Annotated in this window: 12 protein-coding genes and 2 pseudogenes; 5 read left to right on the top strand and 9 right to left on the bottom strand. The window is 34.0% G+C overall.

Going from position 1 to position 9,504, the window contains the following annotated elements; translation table 11 throughout:
• Nucleotides 1–1,255: Rne/Rng family ribonuclease (locus tag ACIPNH_RS05665; RefSeq protein WP_400772173.1), on the bottom strand; the 1,255-nt coding region annotated here is incomplete at its 3' end.
• A 149-nt stretch (nucleotides 1,256–1,404) separates the two neighbouring features.
• On the opposite strand from ACIPNH_RS05665, the gene rpmG reads away from it, so the two are divergent.
• Entirely contained in the window at nucleotides 1,405–1,605 is a 201-nt protein-coding gene (gene rpmG / locus ACIPNH_RS05660) for a 50S ribosomal protein L33 (protein ID WP_010082633.1), read from the top strand.
• 25 nt (nucleotides 1,606–1,630) lie between these two features.
• Nucleotides 1,631–1,906: a helix-turn-helix domain-containing protein gene (locus tag ACIPNH_RS05655; protein WP_400772171.1), complete on the top strand. Its 276-nt coding sequence runs from the start codon at nucleotides 1,631–1,633 to the stop codon at nucleotides 1,904–1,906.
• A 12-nt stretch (nucleotides 1,907–1,918) separates the two neighbouring features.
• On the opposite strand, the gene ACIPNH_RS05650 is transcribed toward ACIPNH_RS05655, so the two are convergent.
• Both ACIPNH_RS05650 and ACIPNH_RS05645 read right to left on the bottom strand, forming a co-directional pair.
• A complete protein-coding gene (locus ACIPNH_RS05650; RefSeq protein WP_174515970.1) occupies nucleotides 1,919–2,062 on the bottom strand; it encodes a hypothetical protein in 144 nt (47 codons plus the stop codon).
• 227 nt (nucleotides 2,063–2,289) lie between these two features.
• Nucleotides 2,290–3,171: a zinc ABC transporter substrate-binding protein gene (locus ACIPNH_RS05645; protein ID WP_400772169.1), complete on the bottom strand. Its 882-nt coding sequence runs from the start codon at nucleotides 3,169–3,171 to the stop codon at nucleotides 2,290–2,292.
• Here ACIPNH_RS05645 and ACIPNH_RS05640 point away from each other — a divergent pair.
• Both ACIPNH_RS05640 and ubiB read left to right on the top strand, forming a co-directional pair.
• Complete coding sequence (locus tag ACIPNH_RS05640; protein ID WP_155969337.1) at nucleotides 3,163–3,903, top strand: metal ABC transporter ATP-binding protein; 741 nt, start codon at nucleotides 3,163–3,165, stop codon at nucleotides 3,901–3,903. The genes ACIPNH_RS05645 and ACIPNH_RS05640 overlap by 9 nt on opposite strands.
• Nucleotides 3,900–5,330 (top strand): 2-polyprenylphenol 6-hydroxylase, encoded by a 1,431-nt coding sequence (gene ubiB / locus ACIPNH_RS05635; protein ID WP_155969335.1) that lies wholly within the window; start codon nucleotides 3,900–3,902, stop codon nucleotides 5,328–5,330. The genes ACIPNH_RS05640 and ubiB overlap by 4 nt, the downstream gene beginning before the upstream one ends.
• 416 nt (nucleotides 5,331–5,746) lie before the next feature.
• On the opposite strand, the gene ACIPNH_RS05630 is transcribed toward ubiB, so the two are convergent.
• From ACIPNH_RS05630 to ACIPNH_RS05615, 4 genes and pseudogenes are all read right to left on the bottom strand, one after another.
• Nucleotides 5,747–6,082 carry a transposase gene (locus ACIPNH_RS05630; protein WP_049973597.1) on the bottom strand — a complete coding sequence of 112 codons (336 nt, stop codon included), beginning with the start codon at nucleotides 6,080–6,082 and terminating at the stop codon, nucleotides 5,747–5,749.
• A 167-nt stretch (nucleotides 6,083–6,249) separates the two neighbouring features.
• A pseudogene (locus ACIPNH_RS05625) lies at nucleotides 6,250–6,438 on the bottom strand (IS630 transposase-related protein); the annotation flags it as partial.
• A 49-nt stretch (nucleotides 6,439–6,487) separates the two neighbouring features.
• Complete coding sequence (locus tag ACIPNH_RS05620; protein WP_213863610.1) at nucleotides 6,488–6,589, bottom strand: IS630 transposase-related protein; 102 nt, start codon at nucleotides 6,587–6,589, stop codon at nucleotides 6,488–6,490.
• 206 nt (nucleotides 6,590–6,795) lie between these two features.
• Nucleotides 6,796–7,773, bottom strand: coding sequence for a quinone oxidoreductase family protein (locus ACIPNH_RS05615; RefSeq protein ID WP_264723920.1), 978 nt, complete (start codon nucleotides 7,771–7,773; stop codon nucleotides 6,796–6,798).
• A gap of 118 nt (nucleotides 7,774–7,891) precedes the next feature.
• Between ACIPNH_RS05615 and ACIPNH_RS05610 the strand changes: the two genes are divergently transcribed.
• On the top strand, nucleotides 7,892–8,590 hold the full coding sequence (locus tag ACIPNH_RS05610) for an ankyrin repeat domain-containing protein (RefSeq protein WP_265024489.1): 699 nt from the start codon (nucleotides 7,892–7,894) through the stop codon (nucleotides 8,588–8,590).
• A gap of 253 nt (nucleotides 8,591–8,843) precedes the next feature.
• On the opposite strand, the gene ACIPNH_RS05605 is transcribed toward ACIPNH_RS05610, so the two are convergent.
• Both ACIPNH_RS05605 and ACIPNH_RS05600 read right to left on the bottom strand, forming a co-directional pair.
• Nucleotides 8,844–9,380: a cytochrome c oxidase assembly protein gene (locus ACIPNH_RS05605; protein ID WP_264723918.1), complete on the bottom strand. Its 537-nt coding sequence runs from the start codon at nucleotides 9,378–9,380 to the stop codon at nucleotides 8,844–8,846.
• Nucleotides 9,381–9,504: pseudogene (locus ACIPNH_RS05600) on the bottom strand (BAX inhibitor (BI)-1/YccA family protein); the annotation flags it as partial.

The following is a 9,504-nucleotide window of genomic DNA, read 5'->3' as shown; positions in this document are numbered from 1 at the left end:
CATCTTTAAACGCTTGCTTTATAGCAGACTCAACAGCTCTGCAATACTGATATTTCAACATATCAATAAAATCGACTACTATTAATCCTGATAGGCCCCTAAGATTCACCTGTCTTGATATTTCAGGTACTGCTTCCATGTTGGTTCTATAAGCTGTTTCTTCTATGCTATCTTCTCCTGTCATCTTTCCTGAATTTACGTCTATTGAAACAAACGCCTCAGTTAAAGTTATTATCAAAGACCCACCAGATGGCAATTCTACTCTATTGCTATATAACTCAGAAATTTGATCTTCGATTCCGTAGTAAGTAAAGATCGGAGCATAACCTCTATACAATCTATAGCGCAACTTACTACCTTTTAGTGCATTGTTAGCATATTGCCTAACTGCCTCAAAAGCTTCCTTTCCAGACACTATAACTTCTATACCATCGCTACAAAAATCACGAACAGATCTCATAATTACATCTGCTTCATTGTAAATTAATGATGGAACGTTTACAGAGAAGGCATTTTTTTGAATGCTCTGCCATAATGAGGATAAGTAATTGTAATCCTGCTCAATTTCTTTCTTATTTTTTCCTGAACCAACAGTTCTTACTATTAAACCTGATCTTTTTGGCAAGTTTATTGAACTCAGTATCTCCTTTAACTGCTTTCTGACATTAGCATCTTCAATTCTGCGAGACACTCCACCTTTACTCATGGAATTTGGCATGAAAACACAGTATCTACCCACTAAAGTTATGTATGTTGTAAATGAAGCTCCTTTATTGCCTCGTTCCTCTTTAGTTAGCTGGACCAATACTTTTTGATTTACTGAAATAACATCTTGTAATTTGTATTTTTTATATAAAGGTACCTCTCTTACAAAACCACTACCTGATCCGTTGACATTCTTACTAGCTGCAGAATCTGAAGAAACATTTGCTGAGGCTTCTTCTATACAATCGTCATTTGAGTAGCCCTCAAAGATAGTTTCCTTTTCTTTTTCTGGAATGTTGAAGTAATCTAGAGATATCTCGGAAAAAGACAAAAAACCTTGCTTATTTTTCCCATATTCAATAAATACGGCTTGCAAAGAAGGCTCTATACGCTTTATATAAGCAACGTATATATTACCTCTTAATTGTTTTTTTTCCTTGAATTCTTGTTCAAATTCTACAACCTTGTTATTAATTGACAAGGCAACTCTTACCTCATTAGAACAGATAGAATTTTCTATCAATAATACCCTTTTACCACTATTTGTCACTTATTTACCGTTTGCTTTTTATTCTGAAGTTAACTTTATGCTACTTAATGCACTGTTGATTGTCAAGGATTTTGCAATCTGCATTATTCGATTGACTTTTAGTATTTTGCGTAATAAACTCGCATAGAATTTATTATATCATTATAAGTATGGCGAAAAAAAATGCTTCTTTGCTCGTTAAGTTAGTCAGCACTGCAATCAAGATAACAAAAACTGGTGAAGAAAAATCAACTGGCTATTTTTATGTAAAAAAGCGTAATCCAAAAAAGCTCACCAAAAAACTGGAGTTTAGGAAGTATGACCCAGTAGTCAGAAGGCATGTGTTATTTAAAGAAGAAAAACTAAAGTAATTTTTTTATAAGGAATTTTATTATTATGCAAAATTTACAATTAAGTTATCCTATAATAGTAGAGTTGGGGGATGTGAAAGATGCAAAACTGAAATTAATAAAGGTCATTGCACAATTAATAAGTAAGAAGTACACAACACAGAAAAAAGCAGCAAACGCTCTAAAGATTGATCAACCTAAAGTATCTCAAATCAATAGGTCAAAAATCGAAGGGTTCTCCTTAGAATACTTGCTTAACTTATTGATTGTATTGGGCCAAGACATAAACGTAAGAATAAAGCATAATTCTAAACCTGCATAATATGGTATCCGTTCAGCGGAGTGGCAAAATAAGGTAGACAAGATAAATCAACCCCGGTGTCAAGCACTGGGATGACAAGGTATAAACCTTATCGTCATGCCGCCGCGAACCGTCATACCGCGATTCATTCGCGGTATCTCTAGATCCCGCTAACAAGTAGCGGGATGACGGTTATCAGGCCAGCACCCCTACGATGTCATCCCAGTCTGGGATCCAGGAATTTTATTAAGTTAGTAAGCATAAAAGTAGCCGTTTTATGTTAAAATACAACGTTTTGATGATTATGAAAAAGCTGGATTCCAGACTGGAATGACACCATTTGTTGTAAACTCACTTCTTCTTGATTTGTAGAACAATAAAACAGTAAGCTAAAAGGGAACTTATTACTCAACAAAACAAGACTTAAAATTTTGTGCAATGCTATTGATTATAGCTAGATATGCATCTTTTCCAGGCTCTATGTCTGATCCAATAGGATCAAGAACTACCATTTTTGCGTCATTAGAAAGGGCGTTAGGCTTTATGCTATCTTCCTGTGAATGAGCAAATATACATTTAACGTTTTCTTCCTTCATTATCTTTTTTAGCTTCATTAAACTCTTCATACCTATGTGAGAATCCTCTTCTATGGAAAGAATAGCGCTTGGATGATTTAGACCGAAATATTTTTCAAAATATTGATAAGCATCATGAGTAACGATGTATTTTTGATTTTTAAAATCATTCAGTTCTTTCATGATTTCTTTTACTTCTTGGTCTATTTTTTTTATAGCTTTTGTTGCATTAGAACTGTATCGATGGGAATTTCCTTTATCTATGTCAGACAATGTTGCACTTATAGAAAGTATCATGCTCTTTGCATTTTCGGGACTCAGCCACATGTGTAAATCTTTTTCATCTTGAATGTGAGTGATTTTTCTAGAAAATGAATGTGGCCGAGTAGGAAGTAGGTTGATTGCCTTTGACAATTGCACTAGTTCTTTATTATTTTTGGCGAAAGTTTGAACAAACGTCTCTAAGTTATCGTCAACATAAAATATAACGTCACTTGATTCTAAATTACTCGCATCAGATGGCTTTAATATATAATTATGTGCAGATGTTGCATAGCCAAGCAATTCCGGTTCTAAAATCCCTTCTGTAACAGAAGCTACAAGTGAGTGGATAGGTTTGATTGTAGCTACAACTTTTAAATTGGATGAAAAGGCGATATTATAGTATAGTGTAAATGAAAGTAATAGAAAAAAAGTCAGTAAATGTCTCATATAAACGTTGAGAAGAAGTTAAATTTTGTCAATAAATTGAATAATGTCAATAATCGTGTTCTAAAAATAGAAAATCTTGCTCTCGCATATGATGGTAAAAGAATCCTTGACAATATCAATATGTTCATGGAAAGAGGAGACATAATTACAATACTTGGTCCAAATGGTGGAGGTAAAACCTCTTTAGTGAAAGCAATTGCTGGTATAAATAAAAATTATACTGGAAATATTGTGTTAGCTGAGAACACAAAAATTAGCTACATGCCGCAAAATTTTAGTATTAGTAATTTGATGCCAATAACAGTTGAATATTTTCTTTTAAATAGCTCCTTGAAAAGACTAAAGAAAAATCAATCCATTATTACAGAAACGATAGAGTTGGTTGGTATCGGTAACATTTTGAAGAATCAAGTGTTAGAAATTTCTGCAGGGCAAACACAATTATTGCTACTTGCACGTTGTTTAATTGCAGAGCCTGACTTGATCATTCTAGATGAACCAGTTAGTGCAATGGATATTAACGCGCGGGCTAAATTTTATGATATTATAAATAAAATAGCAAAAAAACGATTGGTATCGATTCTTATGACTTCTCATGATCTTAACTCTGCTCTACCATCCTCAGATTACATAATTTGTATAAATAATACTATCTATTGCCAAGGCAAGCCTGATGAGATTATGAAAAATAGAACCCTAAATGAAATATTTAGCAGTTACGCAGCGAAATGATTCAAAATATTTTGCGTCTTCTGCACATAACTACGGTGCTGACGCGTTACAATATATTACCTTATTTACTTCCACCATCAAAAAAATCAATAAATAAAATACAAGGCCACAAGCTAAAGTGTGCTCTTGAAAAATTAGGTCCGGTGTTCATTAAGTTTGGGCAGTCTATCTCATCACGTACTGATGTTTTAAATGAAGATATAACAAATAACTTGTTATTGATATGTGATAGATTGCCATCGTTTTCACATAAAATAGCAGTTAAAACTATAGAAAGTGAGTTTAATTGTAAATTGAGCGACATTTTTTCAAGCTTTTCTGAAAAGCCAATTGCAGCAGCATCGATTTCTCAGGTGCATAGAGCGGTTACAACTGAGGGTAAGGAAGTTGCTGTGAAGGTTTTAAGGCCAAATATTGAGAAAACATTCTCAAGGGATATAAAAATGCTTTCTTGGCTCGCAGAAATTGCAGAAAAATTTAGCGAACAATCAAAAAGGCTGAGGCCAATTGAATTAGTTAAAACTTTTGCTGAAATTTGCCGATTAGAGTTAGATCTACGTTTTGAAGCTGCTCACTCTTCGGAACTAAAGGAAAACACAAAAAATGACAGAGGTTTTTACGTACCTGAAGTAGATTGGAATAGAACTTCGAAAAAGGTTTTAACATTAGAATGGATAGAAGCAACGCCAATATACGAAGTTGAAAAACTGAATAATCATAAGCAAATAGCTATCAATCTTATAGAATCGTTTTGTAATCAGGTATACAGGGATTGTTTTTTTCATGCTGATATGCATCCTGGAAATCTAATGGTTGATAGTAATAACAATATTATTGCTCTGGATTGTGGAATCATGGGTAGAATAGATCGTGAGACATGCTATTACGTTATAGAGATACTCAAAGGCTTTTTAAATCGGGATTATGATCACGTTGCAAAAATGCACTTTAAAGCTGGTTACGTTTCATCACAGCATAGAAATTTTGTCACAGCTTGCAGGGCAATAGGTGAACCCATTATTGGGCAGCCTATACAGAAGATTTCATTTGCTAGTTTACTTGCTCAGCTATTAAAAATAACTGGTGATTTTGATATGAAAGTTCAAACACAATTGTTATTGCTGCAGAAAACTATGATTTTACTGGAAGGGACATGTAGAAAGATCTACCCAGAAATCAATATGTGGAAAGTAGTTGAAGCGTGGATAAGCAGTCAACATGAAAGTAAAATAGGGTATAGGGAAAAAATTAGAAGTTCTTATCCTGTAAAAACAATCCAAGGGATATTTAGCCTTATAGAAAAATTAAACCTAATAGCTGATAAAAAATTAGAAAACATCCAAATTAAAAATAAATCAAATGGAAAAGTCTATTTTTTATTGTGGTTTGTAATTATAATTCTAATCGTTAAACTTTTAATTTCTTAAACTATGGGAAAAAACTGCGTCAAATCCAATTTTTATTCAACTTAATTTTTAATCTGCAGGAGCCGAGTTGAGAATGTCCAATTTTCCACTTTCTTTATGTATCTGTTCAGCAGAGTGGCAAAATAAGGTAGACGAGAAAAGACAACTATAGGAACAAATGGGTGTCATGCCAGTGCGTGACACTGGCCTCTTGTTTCAATGTTAAACAAAATACCATAGAATTCAAAAAGACAATTCCTAGAAAATTTCTACATCCAAAAAAGGCATAAGTTATGTTAATGCTGTTTGAATGAGATGATATAAAGATAAGCCAAATTTTTACAAAGAAAACATTTCAAGCAGCAAGACACCTTTGATTGAAAGAGAGCACCAAATTTATGGGGTGAGTAACTGCGCTATTTCAACTATAGTATTTTCTAAAACGAATGATAAACGTCTAAAATGGTATTACCAACTAAAAGGTGTAAGTCTGTACATTGATGCATTAGAGGTCTGAGGCAACTTTTGATGGTGTGCCAACAATGCTCTATCGGATTTAGATCAGGTGAATATGTTGGAAGATAAAGCAAATGACAGCCAAAAGACTCTATTAATGACTTTGTTTTGGGAGTTTTATGGAATGTAGCATTATCCATAACTATGGTTGTATCACGCTGTAATTGTGGAAGTAATCTTCGCTCTAACCATACATTAAATATATCTTTATTACACCCTCCTGTGAAGGTCATTGGTGCAATAAACTTCTCATCCACCTATTATACTCACTCTTTCCCGCTTTTTTCCTGGAACATCAGCATATATTTTTTCTCCTCTTGGAGCTCGTGCATATTCTCGGTATAGTCTATTATCAACTCCTGCTTCATCTATATATAAAATGCTACAGTGGTCTATTTTTGAGACTTTATCGATAAATTGCTGCCTATCTTCTTGATTGCGCTCTTGATAGAATGTGACTTTTTTTAAAGGTTATTTTTAGCTGTCTTAATCTATACCAAATTGCACTTATCCCAAAGCCAAGGTTTTGTTTCATTTCTGCTAGTGTGTGATCTGGGTGTTTTTTGACATATTCTTTGAGTATTTCTGGATCTATTTTTCGAATAAAACCAGTACTTTTTACCGCTTTGAGACCTTGGCCAGTAGCTTTCTTTTTTAGCCATCTATATAGTGTCTATCTCAAAAACCTCTGCAACTTCAACCTTTGACTTTCCTTTTTCTACCAAAGACACTGCTTTTTCCCTTAAATCTACACTATATACCATCGCTTTCCCTACTTTAAAAAAACATATTATACCTTTATCATTCGCTTTTGAAAATACTATAGTTAGCGGAATGACGGTTTTTCAAATTGTCGGTAAATCTAAGTCAGTTTAGCTATATGCTTTTAATTCCCCCAAAAGGAGAATTAAATATGTGAAGTTCTAGTTGATATGACTTAATGAATGGTTAGTTTAAATTACTAATTTATTTAAGAGATTTTGATAATATTTAACCCACTCGCTTTTCTATTTTCCATATCACGATGTGCTTGAATTATTTCATCAAATTTATATTTTTTATTGATCCGTACAGTTAAAAGTTTTTTTCTTATCATCTCAAAGATTTCCATTGTGGTAAGCACTAATGTGAATCTATCATGCTTATAATGGTATATTGAGGTTCCAGTTGCAAATAACGAACGTGAACTAAGTAAAGAAAAACTAATAGGAGCGTTACCTGATATCTGCCCATAGGAAACGTATATGCCGAACCTGCCTAAAGATTCAAAAGAGAGCTTGCTTGTAGCGTAACCTATGGGGTCATATACTGCACCTACTCCTCTGTTTTGCGTAATCTCCATAATTTTAGAAACGAAGTCTTTATCATTGTAGTTTATTGCGTATGTGCAGCCACTTTGTAGAGCTATCTTCATTTTTTCATCAGAGCTTACAGAACCTATCACTACACCTTTTTTATCCTTTGCCCATTGGCATATTATTTGTCCTAAGCCACCATTAGCCCCATGAACTAGCACGAAAGCACCAGGCCTGATTTTATAAGATTGATTAACCAAATAGTGAGCTGTCATACCTTTAAACAGCACTGCAGCAGCAACTTCATCAGATATGTCATCTGGAATTTTTATCAGATATTTCTGGTGTATAATGCGCTTTTCACAATATGCCCCTGGAGGAGCTGTGCAATATCCAACTCTATCTCCGACCTTCAACCCATCACTGATTTTTTTACCAAGCTTTTCAATAACTCCCACTGCTTCCACTCCAAGCACTGATGGTAAATTTTTAATTTTGCGTGTACCTTTTCTGTGCTCTAAATCATAACGATTTAAGCCGATAGTTGTGTGACGCACTAAGACTTCCTCGCCTTTTGGCTCACCTATACTCTTATCTACAAATTCTAATACTTCTGGTCCCCCAGTTTTTTTTATTTGTATAGCTCTAACCATGATGAATGTAAGATAAAAACTTTGATTATGTTATCTAACAATTAATATTTTGCAAAATGTTATTTAGAGTTTATATACTACATAAGTGTATATTAATAGTTTTAAGGTATAAATTATAATGAATAGAGAAACTTGGCTTTATAGTGTTTTGTATAATGTGTTGTACAAAGTGGATGAAGATAACGATTTAGATACTAGTAATATAATAAAAAAAATAAAAGAAAGGCTAGAAAGTGGAATGCGAACTTCAAGCAAAGAAAACTATTATGAATATTTATATGCTTCTTGGGAAAAAAAAGGTTTTGATATTAATCACAAATTTGATTTGAAAGACTATGATGGCTTTCCAGTAGATAGTCTTTTTTCTATTGCTATTAATCACAAGCCTTACGCTTTACCAAATCTAGCGCAAGTTTTAATAAAAGCAGGGGCTAACGTGCAAAATGAGAAAGGATATTTACATGCCTGCGCTTTGACGCGTTCTCCAGATGTGTTAAAGGCTCTCATAGAAGCGGGGGTAAGTGATAGCCCACATGAACACTACGGTGGAAATACCGCTTTAGATTGTGTTACTAAATTATATGATGCAGAGAAGTCAATTGAATGCAAAGATTGCTGTAAGATTCTAATTAAGCATACATTAGAAAAAAATCCCAACATAGAAGTGCCAAATTCTGTAAAAAATAATAAGGAATTGGCTAAGTATTGGGATGCTTGTGAAGCAAATAATGAAGGATGGGAATTGATAACACCAAGCACTGAGACACAAGTAGTCGGTGCGCAAAAAGCAAATAAGAACTCCTGCTCAATTCAATAGATCTGTTGCCTAATCATTATTTGAATAACAACGCACTCCTTCTATAGCTAACACGTCATACCGCCGCGGAGATCCCGCTAACAAGTAGCGGGATGACGAGGTTTACCTTATCGGATTACGTCATACCGCCGCGGTATCTCAAAGCATAGATCCCGCTAACGGGTAGCGGAATGACAGTTTTTCAAATTGTCGGTAAATCTAAGTCAGTTTAGCTATAGCTCACGCTGCTTGGGTGACAATAGGAAAAAGTTTATTACTTAAGCTTAAAAAACGTGTATGATAGTGTTATTTCGCTCAAATCTTTTGTATTACTATCAAGCATTATCTCAGGATCTATATAGAAAGATACGGGCATAGCTGCTTTTTGTTTTGCTAGCAACATTTGTTCTTCAAAGCAAAAACATGCAACTTTATTGAAATACTTACCTGCTTTGAAAGGCGTAACGTTATATACTGCCATACCAAATGAAGGCTGATCAGATAGATTTTTTGCGTAATAAAACGCTAAACTTTGTTCTCCTATGTTTACGTCAAAGTAGTTAGTTTCTGATTTAAACTCCCAAGGTAGATCGGACATTATATCAGCATTGAAATGGACCCTGATCTTTTGGTTAGTTATATTTGTTGTTGTGTTAGTTACTTTTCTTATTGTGCCACCATACCCAGTAGCTTTACAAAAAATGCTATATAGAGGCACCGATGCATATGCAAGACATAACATCAATACAACTAGAGATATTAGAAAGAAAACTATAGAATTCTTACTGCCTTTCCTTAAAAAGGAAAACATCTAATCCCTATTGTTGAACAAGTTAAGTAACCTGAGTAGATTGAGAAATATATTAATAAAGTCAAAATAAAGATTAGTTGCACCGAGTATTGCCAATTTAGTAGTAGCAACTTCTGATCCGTCA

It is taken from the genome of Wolbachia endosymbiont of Drosophila barbarae, assembly GCF_044752445.1.
In the GTDB taxonomy this organism is placed as follows: Bacteria; Pseudomonadota; Alphaproteobacteria; order Rickettsiales; family Anaplasmataceae; genus Wolbachia; species Wolbachia pipientis.
The sequence above is the reverse complement of the archived record's forward strand: the minus strand, read 5'-3'. Positions and strand labels throughout refer to the sequence as shown.

What these genes read in the sequence shown, in the direction of transcription:
- ACIPNH_RS05655 (WP_400772171.1), top strand. Translation starts at nt 1,631, where the DNA reads ATGCAAAATTTACAATTAAGTTATCCTATAATAGTAGAGTTGGGGGAT.
- ACIPNH_RS05605 (WP_264723918.1), bottom strand. Translation starts at nt 9,380, where the DNA reads ATGTTTTCCTTTTTAAGGAAAGGCAGTAAGAATTCTATAGTTTTCTTT.
- ACIPNH_RS05645 (WP_400772169.1), bottom strand. Translation starts at nt 3,171, where the DNA reads ATGAGACATTTACTGACTTTTTTTCTATTACTTTCATTTACACTATAC.
- ACIPNH_RS05615 (WP_264723920.1), bottom strand. Translation starts at nt 7,773, where the DNA reads ATGGTTAGAGCTATACAAATAAAAAAAACTGGGGGACCAGAAGTATTA.
- ubiB (WP_155969335.1), top strand. Translation starts at nt 3,900, where the DNA reads ATGATTCAAAATATTTTGCGTCTTCTGCACATAACTACGGTGCTGACG.
- ACIPNH_RS05640 (WP_155969337.1), top strand. Translation starts at nt 3,163, where the DNA reads ATGTCTCATATAAACGTTGAGAAGAAGTTAAATTTTGTCAATAAATTG.
- ACIPNH_RS05610 (WP_265024489.1), top strand. Translation starts at nt 7,892, where the DNA reads ATGAATAGAGAAACTTGGCTTTATAGTGTTTTGTATAATGTGTTGTAC.
- ACIPNH_RS05620 (WP_213863610.1), bottom strand. Translation starts at nt 6,589, where the DNA reads ATGGTATATAGTGTAGATTTAAGGGAAAAAGCAGTGTCTTTGGTAGAA.
- rpmG (WP_010082633.1), top strand. Translation starts at nt 1,405, where the DNA reads ATGGCGAAAAAAAATGCTTCTTTGCTCGTTAAGTTAGTCAGCACTGCA.